General features: G+C 43.5%; 13 protein-coding genes. 5 read left to right on the forward strand and 8 right to left on the reverse strand.

The window, feature by feature from the left end; all coding sequences use genetic code 11:
- Nucleotides 1-862: 862 nt before the first annotated feature.
- The 7 genes from J2X69_RS19860 to J2X69_RS19890 form a co-directional block, all read right to left on the reverse strand.
- The gene (locus J2X69_RS19860) at nucleotides 863-1,825 is read right to left on the reverse strand and encodes an NAD-dependent epimerase/dehydratase family protein (RefSeq protein ID WP_310107272.1); all 963 of its coding nucleotides are present in this window, start codon (nucleotides 1,823-1,825) and stop codon (nucleotides 863-865) included.
- Nucleotides 1,822-2,304, reverse strand: a complete 483-nt coding sequence (locus J2X69_RS19865; RefSeq protein WP_310107274.1) for a DUF2147 domain-containing protein — start codon at nucleotides 2,302-2,304, stop codon at nucleotides 1,822-1,824. Before J2X69_RS19865 ends, J2X69_RS19860 begins: the two co-directional genes overlap by 4 nt.
- 47 nt (nucleotides 2,305-2,351) lie before the next feature.
- Nucleotides 2,352-2,951 (reverse strand): Crp/Fnr family transcriptional regulator, encoded by a 600-nt coding sequence (locus J2X69_RS19870; protein WP_310107276.1) that lies wholly within the window; start codon nucleotides 2,949-2,951, stop codon nucleotides 2,352-2,354.
- A gap of 549 nt (nucleotides 2,952-3,500) precedes the next feature.
- Complete coding sequence (locus J2X69_RS19875; RefSeq protein ID WP_310107278.1) at nucleotides 3,501-4,100, reverse strand: hypothetical protein; 600 nt, start codon at nucleotides 4,098-4,100, stop codon at nucleotides 3,501-3,503.
- Nucleotides 4,093-4,590 carry a sigma-70 family RNA polymerase sigma factor gene (locus J2X69_RS19880; protein WP_310107280.1) on the reverse strand — a complete coding sequence of 166 codons (498 nt, stop codon included), beginning with the start codon at nucleotides 4,588-4,590 and terminating at the stop codon, nucleotides 4,093-4,095. The genes J2X69_RS19875 and J2X69_RS19880 overlap by 8 nt, the downstream gene beginning before the upstream one ends.
- Nucleotides 4,587-5,420: an alpha/beta hydrolase gene (locus tag J2X69_RS19885; protein WP_310107281.1), complete on the reverse strand. Its 834-nt coding sequence runs from the start codon at nucleotides 5,418-5,420 to the stop codon at nucleotides 4,587-4,589. The genes J2X69_RS19880 and J2X69_RS19885 overlap by 4 nt, the downstream gene beginning before the upstream one ends.
- A gap of 405 nt (nucleotides 5,421-5,825) precedes the next feature.
- Nucleotides 5,826-6,239, reverse strand: a complete 414-nt coding sequence (locus J2X69_RS19890; protein ID WP_310107283.1) for a hypothetical protein — start codon at nucleotides 6,237-6,239, stop codon at nucleotides 5,826-5,828.
- Nucleotides 6,240-6,643: 404 nt separating this feature from the next.
- Here J2X69_RS19890 and J2X69_RS19895 point away from each other — a divergent pair, with 404 nt between their 5' ends.
- Nucleotides 6,644-7,504, forward strand: coding sequence for an acyl-CoA thioester hydrolase/BAAT C-terminal domain-containing protein (locus J2X69_RS19895; RefSeq protein WP_310107285.1), 861 nt, complete (start codon nucleotides 6,644-6,646; stop codon nucleotides 7,502-7,504).
- Between the two features lie 50 nt (nucleotides 7,505-7,554).
- Here the strand turns inward: J2X69_RS19895 and J2X69_RS19900 are convergent, their stop codons facing one another.
- A complete protein-coding gene (locus tag J2X69_RS19900; RefSeq protein WP_310107286.1) occupies nucleotides 7,555-7,881 on the reverse strand; it encodes a hypothetical protein in 327 nt (108 codons plus the stop codon).
- A gap of 623 nt (nucleotides 7,882-8,504) precedes the next feature.
- Between J2X69_RS19900 and J2X69_RS19905 the strand changes: the two genes are divergently transcribed.
- From J2X69_RS19905 to J2X69_RS19920, 4 genes are all read left to right on the forward strand, one after another.
- Nucleotides 8,505-9,083 (forward strand): sigma-70 family RNA polymerase sigma factor, encoded by a 579-nt coding sequence (locus J2X69_RS19905; RefSeq protein ID WP_310107288.1) that lies wholly within the window; start codon nucleotides 8,505-8,507, stop codon nucleotides 9,081-9,083.
- 320 nt (nucleotides 9,084-9,403) lie between these two features.
- Nucleotides 9,404-10,249: a FecR domain-containing protein gene (locus tag J2X69_RS19910; protein ID WP_310107291.1), complete on the forward strand. Its 846-nt coding sequence runs from the start codon at nucleotides 9,404-9,406 to the stop codon at nucleotides 10,247-10,249.
- Between the two features lie 203 nt (nucleotides 10,250-10,452).
- Nucleotides 10,453-13,089, forward strand: a complete 2,637-nt coding sequence (locus J2X69_RS19915) for a TonB-dependent receptor (protein ID WP_310107293.1) — start codon at nucleotides 10,453-10,455, stop codon at nucleotides 13,087-13,089.
- Between the two features lie 5 nt (nucleotides 13,090-13,094).
- Entirely contained in the window at nucleotides 13,095-13,910 is an 816-nt protein-coding gene (locus J2X69_RS19920) for a DUF4249 domain-containing protein (protein ID WP_310107295.1), read from the forward strand.
- Nucleotides 13,911-14,269: the final 359 nt, after the last annotated feature.

Here is a 14,269-nt window from a genome sequence, read left to right on the forward strand (position 1 = left end):
TACAAGCTCAACCGTAGATATTTTGGGGAAAGACTCTTTGACCGACTGATAATTGCGGGAATTCAACCCTACTGGCAAAGTAGCGGATAATCATATAAAACAATAATAGTTCCTAGTATAGGAGAAGTAAACCTGTGTACATGTTTCGAAAAAATAGCACCAGATTGAGAAGTAGCCGCGATGAATAAAATATAGAACAAAGATCAGTAGATGGTGACTTTTAGTATTGCTTTTTTCTTGCCCGTTACAACATTTGTCATGGAATAATCACTTATAGGTGTTTTGATAGAGTTTCAGTCGGTAAAAGCTAAAATCTGCGTCTGTTGTAATTCCACTCTTTGCCGGCAACACTTGTGGTTACAGCATTCCCGCTACCCTATTGCATCTATATTCCCATTGTCCACAGGTCTCTGGGGTTCTGCTGATACCAAATTAAGGATTTCGGCTGTCCCGTCAAGCGGGCGTTGGATATTTTTGTTGGAAATTGAAATTACTCAAAAACAAGACCTGAGCTTCAATGTGTCGCAGTATACAAGCCCTGGGCTGCCTGTCCCGAGAATCGGGATACGGTGGAGTGAGACTTGTACACCGAGGAGTAGGCAAACCTCGTCAACTTAACAGTTGGCGAGGCCTTCTACTGGATTGTGGGTAGTGGTTCTTTTCATGTGAAAAGAATTTGATTTTCAGTGGCCACCCCGAATAGTCGGGGCAGGCTATGGAATCTCGCATGCATTATAATCATCCCAGTGTGTGTTTCCGTAGCTACGAGATCATGCCTGCCTACCGCCTTTAGGTTTAACCACTGAACCGCCACTTTTGGGTAGGTGCTGTTGGCGGTAGGCCCTTCTCTTCCTTTCCCGTTTTACTTCATGGCTTCCAATCCTTGTGCTATAGTCATAAGAGGTTTATATCCAAGTTCTTGTTTCGCCCTATTGTCGATGGTGATGAATTCTAAACCTAGCGCGTTTATCAGTCCTTTGTAAAGTGGTGGATGGCCTTTTAGCCGAAAACTCTTCCAAACAAATTCCATTACCGAAGCAACTCGCTTGGCCATTGCTAATGAAACGGCTTTGTCAGGAACGGTTACACCTTGCGTACCCACATACTTTTTGATAAAGTCTTTAAAAACCGGTTGTTCACCATCCGTAAGAAAATAAGCTTTGCCACTGTGTTCGGATTTGTCGGCTAAGATTAATGCGTGGCAAACATTGACTACATGACAGGTTACAAAACGGTGTTTGCCACCGTCAATGAATTGCATGTTTCCTTTCTTGACAGCCTCAATGACCCCGGCCAAAGTATTTGGGTCGCCTTTGCCCCAAATCATTGGAGGCCTAAGCGAATAAGTTTGAAACACCTCTGTGTTGGCTTTTAACACTAAATTTTCTGCTTGTAGTTTTGTTTTTGAATAACCGTCAATAATGTTGTCGGAAATAAAGGATTCATCAGCATTTACAATTGGTTTTCCGTTCATAATCACCGATGCTGCACCTAAATAGATAAATTTGCGAACGCCTGATTTTTTTGCAGTTGACAACAACAGTTGCGTTGCGTCAACATGTAATTTTTTGAGTTCTTTTTCTGATGCGAAAAAGTCAACCGAAGCGGCCAAATGAAAAACTGTTGCACAGTCCTTTACTCCATTTGCCAAAGCCGTTGGATCGTTCAAGTCACCCTTCACTGCAATTGCACCCAACTGCTCTACTTTTTGAATGGCCTGTGGCGAACGTGCCAATGCTTTCACTTGATAGCCTTGTTCCATGAGCATTGAGATCAGATTTTGTCCTACGAAACCCGAACCTCCTGTTACAAATACTTTTTTCATTGCGTCAATTCGTTTTTGCGTGTCCAAGTGTTTGTTTTTCCCAATCCCATCCAGGAAGCTCCCATGTAGCCCCTTACTTTCAATGTCCCATCCGTGTTTAGAGCGATGTAGCATTTATAGGTTTTTCCTTCTCTACCATCATAGATAGTCCCGTCCACCCATTCCTTTTCATTTTTATCAAAAGTGAAACCGTATAGCAAGTCGGAACCCAGCAGTGGTCTTGAACGCAATTTTGTGTTGGGGTTTTTCTTGTCCAATTTAGGGGTACCGGTTTCCGGGTCGTCGGGTTCTTTCAGCCAGACAATTTTGCCTGCGTACGTATTACCGCTTTGGTAGATTTCAATCTGCGCTTCTTTTTCCTGATTCCACCATGTGCCAATGATTTCATTGCCTGTATTTTGGGCAAGGGAAATTGTGGTGATGAATAGTAGCGCAATGCCAACGGTGTAAGTGGCGGGCGATTTTAATAAATGCTTCATATCCTTTTTGTTTTAATTAGGATACAAAGAACCGCCTTCGGTGAAAACTAATTTTTGCTATTCCGCAAAAAATCAATTTTGTTCAACTCTCCCTTGATGTGGCTTAATGTAAATTGAGAAATGCCAAGATAGGAAGCTATGTGACTGGCCTGAACATGATTTGCAACGGATGGAAAATGCTCTAAAAATGACAGGTATCTTTGTCTTGATTCACCCTGAAAAATCTTGTCCCTTGTTTTAATTTTATCGAACAGGGTTTTCTCTGTTATCTTCCTCATCAATTCGTTCCATTCAAATACTTCCTTGCTTAACTTCCCAAGTACCGATGATGTTAAAACAATCACCTCAGTATCTATGGTTGCCGCACAGGAAACTGAGGAAGGTGTATTCATAGTCAGGCTTTCCAAATCTGCAACAAACTTATTTTGACTAACGAAATGAACCGTGGTTTCTTCACCTTGTTCATTATAAAAGAATAGCCGTGCCACGCCGGACTTGATAAAATAGATGTTTCCGTTTCTCTGACCAACTCTCCATAGATAGTCATTTTTTCTTACGGTCTCGAATTCTAAATGCATTGCTATTAGTTCTCTGCTTTCATGGCTGAGTTTACTAAATGTGTCAAAGTATTTGAATATCGAGTCCATGTTTTTTTCGTAAAGGTAAAAATCCTTCAGCTAGGCTTTTTTGCTAAACCGCAAATTTCTTGTCCGGAAGATTTGCCTTCTTTGTCCGAAAGGGGTTACCGCTAAACTTGTGTTTACAGCATTCCACTACCCTATTGCGTCTGTATCACCATTGTCCACAGGGTTCAGGGCGTCTGCTAATACCAAATCAAGGATTTCGGCAATTCTACCTCACCCCTCTCCCGAATCGCTTCGCTCTCGGGAGCGATTGACTCTGCTCCAGATGGTTTACAGGTTAACCCGAATATGTACTAGCAATTCTATTGCAGCCATTAATTGCTTCAAAATCAGCCATTATCCATTATATTGCTGTTTTCGAGTTCACCGTATCCGCAGCGGCGGACTCACTCTCCAAACAGTCTGATTTTATTGCAATTAATGGCCTTCCCGATTAAAATCGGGACAGGCTATGACGAAACCTAATGCATAATCCGCGGTTAAGAAATTGGCTGGTTGTTCTAAATAACTAAAAGGATATGTTCAAGAAAGCATATTTTGAATTGGGGGAATTCAAGATTCTTTGCAAAGTTCTCTCCTTAATTCAACTACTTTAATCAAGTCATTGGTTTCCTGTTTTACATTTTTCCGGATGATCAGCACCCAAATCAAGACCATAAGCAGGTAAGATCCATAAATCAGCCACATATACAACAAGGGGATATACAGTGAAAATTCAGGAGATAGCATCAAAAACCCCAGACTATAAACAGTGAGGCAAGAATAGGTAAGAACACCGTTTATTTTTGTCCTTAGGCCTAGGTACTTTTCATCTTGCTGAAGTTTCCGGGATGCGCTGCCCGTAAACTTACATTCACCAAAGGAAATCACAGAATAAGCCTCTCCGAGAACACGCAGCAACAAGCTTCCCAACATCAACGCCACTCCTACCTGACTCAATATTTCCTGAAAAGGAAAAAACAGTCGCCAACAGACAGTTATCCCAATTAAGGAAACACCCAAAAGGATGAGATTACCCCATTGAAGCTTTAAACTTTTCTTTTTTATTCTATTGGCTTTTTCAATCAATTGCCCGGTCGCAACTGTTTTAGGTTCAATGGATCCCTGTGCAGATTTCCAGCTATCCAGTATGTTTTTGGGAAGTTCATTCATGATTCATCAGTTTTTTAAGTTTCTTTTTGACCCGGTGGATCTTCACTCTCAAATTGGATGGGGAAACACCCAGCACCTCAGAAATCTCTTCATAAGGCAACTCCTCGAGCATCATAGTGACAATCAGCCTGTCAAGATCATCCAATTGCCCCATAGCCCTATATAATTCATCCAGGATACGATGACTATTTTCCTGCTCTTCCCCTATCTGATCAAGTGGACCAGGAGAAGGATCCCGGAGAAAAGCTCCACGCTTTGATTTCTTCAGAAATCCCAGGCAGCAATTCACCGTGATTCTGTAAATCCAGGTTTTGTGGGAGGATTGGTATCTGAATCCATCCAGATGGTTCCAGACTTGGATAAACACCTCTTGGCTGAGATCATCCGCCTGATCCCGATCTCCTTTGACAAAACCTAGGGCAAGCTGAAATACCATGGCATAATATTGCCCATAGAGTCGGGAAAACAGCTCTTTTTTTGATTCTCTCACTGCTCAATAAAACGCTGAAGTTCTTGCGCCAACCATTCAGGTTGATCCATCATCATAAAATGCCTGCTGTTTTTGGCCATCTTAAATTCTTTGTTTTTCAGCCCATTATACTGAATTTTCATAGTTTCCAACCCCTGATCTCCAAAAGGCTGATCTGCCACCAATAGTAATACAGGAGTTACAATGCTTTCCATTCCTTCCCTGAGATCCAACTTGAGTAGGTCCGTATATCCATATACAACTATTTTACGATCCGCAGCAAGCAACCAATCCTTTAGCTGCACCTGATCCTTCGCACCTGAAGCCATACCTTGTGCCATTTGGCTTGCATAAGATTCAAAATCAGAGGCACTCATTTTCAATAGTTGGTCATTATACGGACTGTCATAGGATAAAGCCTGAGCAGGAACTCCCGGCATCATTACCTCTCTCATACAAGGCAAGGCATCCACCAGCACCAAATGATCAATTCTATCGGGAATTGCCTTGACAAGTTCTACTGCCAAGTTTCCGCCCATACTGTGCCCTACTACCGTGAGTCCTTTTATGTTATTTTCTTTCACATAATTGATGAGTTCATCGCTGATCCGGCAATACCAAGGCAAACCAATAGGGGGCACTCCGTCAAATCCGGCATAGGTCAACGTAATGGATTCATGTTCCGGAAATTTAGAGATTACCTGATCCCAAACCTGTCCTGAACTTCCAAATCCGGGGAGAAAAAGGATGGGTTTACCGGTTCCTTTCCGCTCTATCCTGAATGCAGTTTGGCCTTGGGAAATTGAAACAAACAAGAAAGACAACAATAAATAGCAACTAAGTTTTTTCATGATTTCGGCTTTTATTTCTTGGAGTAGAAAAGACCCGAAATGTTACAAGCGGCGTAAAAATATTTTTTATCAATAACTTAGTTGATATACACACACATTTGGAACCGGTTTAAAAAAAATTGCCTTCCATTTAAGCTACTTATTTACTCATCTTTTAGCTCTATTTATGAAAGATACCAAAGCCCACAAGACCGAACCTATACCAAATAACTGCTGGAATCTGCACCCAAAGAGTATAAAGTATCCTTACTATCGGAAAATATAATTATTAGTTAAACCAAAAGGTTTGTAATGTGTTGCTTTTAAACCCCATACTCGCTTGCATTGCAAACCTGTCTGTCATTGTGGTCGTTTATCACTTGGCCTGATAATCCTATTTATTTCTACTCCTCCATTTTCACTTTTCTACCATGAACTCTTGATATAGACCGAATAGATGGAAATATTACTTTCTCGCTGCTTTTTGTTGGAATACCTGAAGTAAACCACATCGGCACCCGCGGTATACTGCGCGGAGAAATGAAACCTTCTCAACAGCTCCGGCTTGATATGCTGATACCGGGGCAGTAAATGATGCTCCTCCAGAACCACCACTCTGTCAATCCAATAGGTCTTTAGATGGATTTCATTCCCGGGATCCAGCATGGGATATAGGTAATCGTATAACGGCTGTTCCCATCGATCGGGTAGCGCCCTCTTGCCTATCATCCATTTATAAAGAGACTTTCCGCTTATACCCAGCTCATCCTCTATCGCCGATATCCGTAAAAAATGCCTGTGCATTACCAAAAACTGTCTGGCCAGTGAGTCTGCTATCATATAATTGGATCAATCTTCTTCACCATAAAGATATGCAGAAGCATAAATAAAGCACCGCTTTAAAGACCAGATCATTGCGAAATCTTTGCTATAGCAGTATCTGATTAAATGTCGGGAAAATGTCGGGTGAAAATAATGATTTAAATATCACTCTTGTCGGTTTTATGTGCTAAAATCACCCCGGAACTGTCTCCGGCAGGATTGTAAAGCCAGGTTGGGTTTGGGGAAATGGAATGCTGAATAAACACAATTATAATTATGAAATCGAGCATATCGAAGACGACACACAACTTGTCCCGAACTTGCTTCGGGAGAGGGATGATTATTCGCTTGGCGAGATTCTCCCGATCCGCCGCGGCGGATGGGACAGGCTATCTGACCATTAAAAATCAAAATATAAACAGATGAAAAAGACTGGTATCGGTATAGGGGCTGCTTTGTTAGCAATTGGCTTAATTCTTTTCTATCTGGGTTGGAGTACGCCCTCACTGTCTGAAAATTATGGTAAGATAGACACTCACTTGTATTTGAGCGATAGCGCAAGTCAGCCATTGATCGTAGCATTTGGCGGTGGCTCGGGGGGAAATGACTGGGAGCGTAACTACCTAAAGGAAAAGCGGGACGAATTTCTAGCCAGAGGTTTTGCTGTATTGGCCATAGGGTATTTCAATTCCGGACAGTCCCCAAACACACTGGACCGTATTTCACTTAATGCTATTTCAGATTCAGTCCTGCAAATTGCAAAGCGCCATCCGCAGGTGGACACCAGCCGCCTTATTTTAATGGGCGCAAGCAAAGGTGGCGAGTTGGTATTAAATCTTGCAAGCCGGTATTCTCATTTCAAAGGGGTTATAGCACTCTCCACCTCCCATGTCTCTTTTCCTGCACATACCCTTGCGGCTAACACCTCTTCCTGGCAGTACAACAACCGGGAAATCCCTTATGTACCTGCGCCGTTAACTACTCTTGTTCCGGCATTAAAGGGAAATTTGTATGAAGCTTTTACCTTGATGTTGAAGGATAAAAATGCCGTACATCCTGCTGAAATAGAAGTGGAAAACATCAATGGCCCTATCCTACTCCTCTCAGGAACACAAGATGAGCAATGGCCTGCTACCCATATGTCAGAACAGCTGATCATCCGCCTGGCCAAGCATAAGTTTAAGCACCGGTATCAACACCTTGCTTTTAAAGGAGGTCATGTAGAACCCTTAAACCACTTTGACAAGGTGTTTGAATTTTTGGAAGAGGAATTTAAAAAATAAATACCGCTTATTGTAAGGCCATCCCGATAGCTTCTTGCATGGGCTGCCGGCTAAACAATTTTCCCAAAACTTTCCATATCATATCCGGCTAGCACATCATCCAGCTTTTTCTTTCTGCTCTTGTTGGCCTCAGTTTCCTCCAGAATCAGGATCAGCTTCAGCAGTTTCATTCTTAGATCTTTATCCTTAAGGTCCAGCCCATTCTGGCTCAGGGACTCTTCTATAAAGGCCTTGGCATTGTAGGGATGGACCGTCTCACCTCTGAAAGCCGCATCGGCAGGATGAACCACTTCATTATACATATTCATGAGCACTATACCATTGTCAGCTTTCTCCAGCATGTTCAGGGCATTCTCTATTACTTTCTTCAGTTTCATATGATTATAATTGTTTTTCAATGGTCATAACTTGTCCCGTGACGAAGGAAACGGGATGGAATCCCTGCCTGCAGCAGGCAGGTCGCAGCGTTTATAATCATGCCAGTGTGTCGTTTACGACATGCTCGATTTCATAAAAGGTCGGGTGATCTTCAATTAGGACAATTATTACCGGGGTGGATAAGTTAATTTCAAAATTAGCAAATTATTGGAATGAGGTCTGAATCGGGGCCATGCAAATATCACAGTTCCAGCGGGAATCCCCTATACATTTAAATTAGCGATTTTACACCACAGTCCAATTTTCAAAATAATAATGACAGTTTGGTTCAAAAATTGGCCTGTTAAAGTATCCTGCTTTGGACTGACACGAAGTCAATCGATATTGAAAAAAAAGCAAGCAGTGGCTATTCCATTTTGCCCATGACAAAGAGTGTGACGGTCTACCCGAAGCGAGCTGTCGCCCGGAAAAAATTGTAGCCAGCCTGCACTGCAAATTTTAGGACAATTACATATCTTTGTTTCGGATATTTTTACTTTTCTCTGAATTCCCATTCGGCAAACAGCCTCTGATGGGCTAACCCCGCTCATCTAAGAATAATTTGATGCTGAAAATCCATCGCATGCAAATCAACAAAACCACGGTCAGACAATTAAAAGAGGGAAACCAAGCCACGTACAAGGCTGTATATATGCAGTACTACGCCAAATTAATGGGGATAGGGAGAAAATTCAGTTTCAGGTTGCTGTCTCCGGAAGATTTTGTGCACGAAACCTTTTTGAAGCTCTATGAAAAAAGGGCACTGTTAAATGAGGAAGTGCTGCTGGACAAGCAATTGTTCGTGATATGCAGGAATATCATCCTCAATCATGTCAAGAGAGAAAAGAAAAACAGCTCATTTGATCCATCTGATTTTCTTTATATTCTCCACGAAGAAGAAGAAAGTGAGGATATAGCCCATCTAGCGGAAAAACGACAAGTTTTGAATACGCTTTTGGACAGACTCCCCCAAAAACAAAAAGAAATTTTTACACTTCATAAAATAGACGGCTATTCCTACGACGAGATTGAAGAAATGACGAACCTCTCGCAAAAAACCATTGCCAACCATATTTATCTGGCCAGCAAATCCCTCAAAGAAAATCTAAGAAGTACAGCAACCCTTGAAATTTTAATTACGCTGATGTTCAATTGGTTATAATTTTTTCTAAAAAAAACACCCCTTTCCATTGGGAACTTTATTTTTTCCGATTGTCATACCCAATGTAGTGTCTGTCCAAACTTTGTTTTAGAAAGCGAATCTATGCGCGTAGAAGTTTTCACAACTGATGTAATGGACTAACGTCAGAGCTGGGAGTTTTTGAAGTGCTACAGTGGGCCAACTGCATCATCTGATTTTGATTTGGAAGACTACAACAAGATTTTAAGGGTTGGGGCCAACGGTGATCCCGACGGGACATTTACCGATTAATCAAAATCAGGAGGTTTTTAGTAAAAAAACACCTCTCTAACATTGAAATAATGGACAAAAAAAGAATAACGGATTACCTGAAGGTCTTTTGGAAGCAAGAGTACCCCCGCATGCCTGCAAAAGAAATGGAGGCCTCTTGGGAACGCTTTTCGGAGAAGGCATTTAAGACTAGGGACATCCCACTGTACAGACGGTGGTATGCGGTTTCGGCCGCAGCCGCAGCGGTACTTATACTGTTGATGTTTACTGTTATTAATCTTGACACCCACCCTTTTGGTGATGAAAACAAGTACGTTACGGTGCAAAATACGGACGATAGGGTAAAGATCCTCTATCTTCCGGACAGTACTACGGTAAGGTTGCAGCCCGAAAGCACACTGCATTATGCTGAAAATTTTGTAGAAAACCGATCGGTCAAACTGTTGGGCGAGGCTTTTTTTGACGTAGTCCGAGACGAGGGCTCCCCGTTTACAGTAGAGGGCAGGGAGACTAGGACTAAGGTATTGGGGACTTCGTTCCATATTCAGGCACTACCGGAAAAAGATGTAATCATACAGCTCTATGAAGGCAGTGTAGAAATGGAAGTGGAAGGCCGGACAGACAGGTGGGAGTTGGTACCCGGCGAACAATTTATCTATACCGGCAATGAGGTGGATGTGACCGTTTTTACTACCTATAGAGACTTCGAAAACACTGCGCTGAACAATGTCATGGCATATATTCTGGATACCTATGGTTACAGCGTTGCTGCCAATGAAAGCCTTTTAGCAAAAACCGTTACGCTGCGGGTGAGCAAGAGTGACGGGTTAAGGGACATCATCGGCACCATTGCCACTATATACGGATTGAAAATACAACTGGATGATAACCTCAGGCAGATTACATTATCAGAATAAACGCATAAACAAAAACAAGACAGCAATTAGATGAAATCGAGCATGACGCCAGCGACACACAACTTGTCCCGAACTTGCTTCGGGAGAGGGATGATTATAAATCCAGCGAGATTCTCCCGATCCGCCGCGGCGGACGGGACAGGCTATCCCGTTTCCTTCGTCACGGGACAAGTTGTGGCCATTAAAAATCAAATTATAAACACATGAAGTCTCCCTTCTTTGTAACCCTTTTTATATTCATAGTATCGAAAGGTTTTTCACAGGAAATCTCCATGGATTTAAAAAACCCCACACTTCGGGACATATTCCAACAGGTAGAAAACCAAAGCGATTACAAATTTGCCCATGATGAGGGACTTGTCCGCTCAAAGCCGATAGGTACAGATCTGACTATAAAAAATGCAGACATAGTGGCGGTGCTTACGACCCTGAATGACAAACTTCCGTATCATTTTGTTCTGAATGGTAAGAATATTGCCGTACGGCCAAAAACAGGTCCCGCCGGAAAACCACAGGTATCCCCGAGCCAAACCTACACCTACAGCGGTGTGGTACATGATGCGGACAGCCAGCCACTGATGGGGGCAAACATCTATATAAGAGAAAGACAGAGCGGTACGGTGACCGATGATGACGGAGCATTTTCCATGACACTCCCCAGAGGGGACTATACGGTACGAACTAGCTATATCGGGTTTTCCGACAGGGAAGTAGTCCTAAGCCTCACCCGGGATATACATGAAACCTATGAACTTGCCATTGATGGTGAGGAGCTGGAAGAGGTAGTGGTGACTACCATGAAAAACGGTACCGAAATCAAAGCCCCGCAGATGAGTATGAACAGGCTTTCGGTAGCCGAAATGAAACGGATGCCTGTAGTGCTGGGCGAACCCGACCTGCTGAAATCCATCCTGCAACTCCCGGGGGTGACCAACGCCGGGGAAGCTTCTTCCGGCTTCAATGTCCGCGGCGGTGCCGCCGACCAAAACCTTATCCTTTTGGACGGTGTCCCTGTGTTCGGTGATTCGCACCTGTTTGGATTCTTTTCAATTTTCAACTCCGACGCCCTGAGCGGCTTGGAGCTGTACAAGGGGGGAATCCCCGCTGGATACGGCGGCAGGGTGTCCTCAGTGCTGGATGTACATCAGAAAACCGGTGATGACCGGAATTTTCACATGAACGGGGGCATAGGGCTTATTTCCAGCAGGTTGATGGCTGAAGGTCCGCTAAAAAAGGATAGGGGTTCCTTTATGCTTGCCGGAAGAGGTTCATATGCCCACCTGTTTTTAAAACTATCGGAGGATCTCAAGGACAATGCAGGCTATTTTTACGACATCAACAGTAAATTGAACTATAAGTTAGGAGCCAACAAGACCCTTTATTTTTCGGGATACCAAGGAAGGGACGTTTTGGACATAGGAGGAGAGTTTGCAATCAGGTACGGCAACACGATGGCCAGTATGCGCTTGCAACAGCGTTTTTCGGACAGGCTTATTTCGAACCTCTCTGCAATTTACAGCATGTACTCATTCACTCTTGACCTGAATGCAGCAGAATTTAATTGGAATAACTCAGTGACGAACTACGGGCTGAAATACGATTTCAACCATTATTTTTCAGATAATTTCAAACTGAACTACGGAATCCACGCTGTTTTTTACGAATTCAATCCAGGTACCTTAATTGCCAAGGGTGAAACTTCCAGCTTTAACTCCACCCAGCTGGACAAAAAATATGCTCTGGAGCCTTCTCTGTACATCGATGCCGAACACCAACTTTCCGAAAAACTGTCGGTGCGCTATGGGGTGCGTTATAGCCAGTTTTACAGGATGGGCAGCGAGGAGATCAAACAGTACGAAAACGGCCTCGCCGTGGTGTTCAATACGGATTTCCAGCTGTACGAAGGAGGGATGCCCACAGGATCCACCCATTACCGAAGTGGCGAAACAATCAACAGCTTTGATAACTTAGAACCTCGTCTAGGGATTTCTTATGCTTTTAATGAGGATATGTCCATCAAGGCAAGCTACAACCGGATGGCCCAATACATCCACCTTCTGGCCAATACCCAGGCACCTATACCGATTAACTTGTGGACACCAAGCGGGCCGTTTATAGATCCCCAGCTACTGGACCAAGTGGCACTGGGATACTTTAAGAATTTCAGAGGCGGTGATTATTCGCTGGAAACCGAAGTGTTTCATAAAACTGTCCAAAACCGGATTGACTACATCGATGGAGCCAATCTTATTGCCAACAATACCATTGAACAGGTGATCCTCAATGGTGAAGCACGTGCCTACGGACTGGAAGTGCTATTGAAGAAAAACACCGGACGGCTTACCGGCTGGGTAGCCTATACGCTCTCCAGAGCAGAGCAGCGTACTCCGGGCCGTACACCGGATGAACCCGGAATTGCCAACGGGGATTGGTACCTATCGTCCTATGACAAGCTGCATGACATATCTGTCACCGGGAGCTATCAGCTGGACGATGCATGGACATTGGGAACAAACTTCACTTTCCAGACCGGACGACCTGTTAATTTCCCTAATGGGCAGTACGAGTTTGACGGCATCAGCATACCCAACTACGGATCCCGTAACGACAGCAGACTGCCGGCTTACCACCACCTGGATTTCTCCGCCACCTACATCCCCAAACCGAAAAAACAAAGAAACTGGCAGGGGGAGTGGGTTTTCAGCCTTTACAATGTGTATAGCCGCAAAAACGCGGCATCCATCAATTTCCGGATGAACGGGGATACCGGGAACAATGAAGCAGTCCGTCTTTCCATATTCGGTATAGTGCCCGGTATTTCGTATAATTTTAAATTCTGATGAACATGAACTTATATAAGCGTATAAGCTACTTGATGATTTTAGCTGTATTCTTCACTTCCTGCGAAGATGTGATCGATATAGGTTTGGAGACTGCGGAGCCGCGTCTGGTCATCGATGCCAATATAGCCTGGGTAAAAGGCACGGACGGCAGCCAACAGACCATCCGGTTGAGTACCACCACAGATTATTATGCTTCCGAGGTCCCTCCCGTATCGGGAGCTGTGATATTGATTACCAACAGTGCCGGGGAGGAATTCCATTTTTCGGAAACTTCCGAAGCAGGCCGGTATGACTGCGACCATTTTGTGCCGGTACTCGGGGAAGATTACCGCCTCGCCATTGTCAGTAACGGACAAACCTATACCGCTACCGAGAAACTTATGGATACACCCGCAATTTCTGCTGTTGAACAGGAAAATATCACCTTTTTTGGAGAGGAGTGGATTCGGCTTACATTATATTACCAAGACGATCCGGAGGTGGACAATTTTTACCTTTCCGAAGCCAATGCGTCCTTTCTGACAGCCCCTGCGCGTACACTCATCAGCGACGAATTGTCCCAGGGCAACCAAGCCCGGGTCGATTATTTGGATGAAAACCTGGAGCCCGGCATTGAGATAGTCTTTAGCTTCAAGAGCATATCCCGGCGTTTTTTCCATTACATGACCTTGTTGGAAGAAGCATCGAGTGGAGGTCCCTTCAGTACACCACCCGCCAATATCCGGGGAAACATCGTCAATCAGACCGATGGGGGCGAATACGCATTGGGGTATTTCAGGTTGTCAGAGGTAGAAACAGTGTCGTACGTGGTGGAATAGCTTTTATCTACTCAGGTTGTAATTGGGCAATATAATTTAGACTTTCCTAGCAAAAATCAGCGATAAAGTGAGATTTTTTTTTCATCTGTTTATATTTTGATTTTTAATGGTCAGATGGAATCTCGCATGCATTATAATCATTCCAGTGTGTGACTCTTGGGTCATGCTCGATTTCATCTGTTTATAATTGATTTTTTATGGTCAGATGGAATCTCGCAAGATCTATAATCATCCCGGTGTGTGACTTTTTAGTCATGCTCGATTTCATCTGTTTATAATTTGATTTTCAATGGTCATATGGAATCTCGCACGTTGAATAATCATCCCTCTGTGTGTCGCCTTAGACATGCTCGATTTCA

It is taken from the genome of Algoriphagus sp. 4150 (assembly GCF_031457395.1).
GTDB lineage: Bacteria > Bacteroidota > Bacteroidia > Cytophagales > Cyclobacteriaceae > Algoriphagus.

What these genes read in the sequence shown, in the direction of transcription:
- J2X69_RS19910 (WP_310107291.1), top strand. Translation starts at nt 9,404, where the DNA reads ATGGACAAAAAAAGAATAACGGATTACCTGAAGGTCTTTTGGAAGCAA.
- J2X69_RS19895 (WP_310107285.1), top strand. Translation starts at nt 6,644, where the DNA reads ATGAAAAAGACTGGTATCGGTATAGGGGCTGCTTTGTTAGCAATTGGC.
- J2X69_RS19915 (WP_310107293.1), top strand. Translation starts at nt 10,453, where the DNA reads ATGAAGTCTCCCTTCTTTGTAACCCTTTTTATATTCATAGTATCGAAA.
- J2X69_RS19900 (WP_310107286.1), bottom strand. Translation starts at nt 7,881, where the DNA reads ATGAAACTGAAGAAAGTAATAGAGAATGCCCTGAACATGCTGGAGAAA.
- J2X69_RS19905 (WP_310107288.1), top strand. Translation starts at nt 8,505, where the DNA reads ATGCAAATCAACAAAACCACGGTCAGACAATTAAAAGAGGGAAACCAA.
- J2X69_RS19890 (WP_310107283.1), bottom strand. Translation starts at nt 6,239, where the DNA reads ATGATAGCAGACTCACTGGCCAGACAGTTTTTGGTAATGCACAGGCAT.
- J2X69_RS19870 (WP_310107276.1), bottom strand. Translation starts at nt 2,951, where the DNA reads ATGGACTCGATATTCAAATACTTTGACACATTTAGTAAACTCAGCCAT.
- J2X69_RS19865 (WP_310107274.1), bottom strand. Translation starts at nt 2,304, where the DNA reads ATGAAGCATTTATTAAAATCGCCCGCCACTTACACCGTTGGCATTGCG.
- J2X69_RS19885 (WP_310107281.1), bottom strand. Translation starts at nt 5,420, where the DNA reads ATGAAAAAACTTAGTTGCTATTTATTGTTGTCTTTCTTGTTTGTTTCA.
- J2X69_RS19875 (WP_310107278.1), bottom strand. Translation starts at nt 4,100, where the DNA reads ATGAATGAACTTCCCAAAAACATACTGGATAGCTGGAAATCTGCACAG.
- J2X69_RS19860 (WP_310107272.1), bottom strand. Translation starts at nt 1,825, where the DNA reads ATGAAAAAAGTATTTGTAACAGGAGGTTCGGGTTTCGTAGGACAAAAT.
- J2X69_RS19920 (WP_310107295.1), top strand. Translation starts at nt 13,095, where the DNA reads ATGAACTTATATAAGCGTATAAGCTACTTGATGATTTTAGCTGTATTC.